Here is a 247-nt window from a genome sequence, read left to right as displayed (position 1 = left end):
CGGTCACCACCAGCCCCCGCCCCATGATCATCAGCGCGCAAATGGTGATCAGCGCGTAATGGCCGAAACCCGAGAAGGCGAGGCTGAGCCCGTCGGTCGGTTGCGTATCGGGCAGCGGGAAGAAGTAGAGCCCGACCGCGATCACCGCGATCGTCAGCAGCGAAATGATCTCCACGGACATGCGCCCGCGCGCAAAGGCGACGAACATGGCGATGGTGATGACCATCGCCGCAATCGCATGGTAGGA

At 63.2% G+C, this 247-nt stretch carries 1 protein-coding gene; it reads right to left on the bottom strand.

Annotated elements, in window-relative coordinates:
- The coding region (locus tag JJ917_17835; GenBank protein MBO6700687.1) for a hypothetical protein at window positions 1-226 on the bottom strand (226 nt) is incomplete at its 3' end.
- Between the last annotated feature and the right edge of the window lie 21 nt (window positions 227-247).

This window comes from Hyphomicrobiales bacterium, from assembly GCA_017642935.1.
Lineage (GTDB): Bacteria > Pseudomonadota > Alphaproteobacteria > Rhizobiales > MH13 > MH13.
The sequence above is the reverse complement of the archived record's forward strand: the minus strand, read 5'-3'. Positions and strand labels throughout refer to the sequence as shown.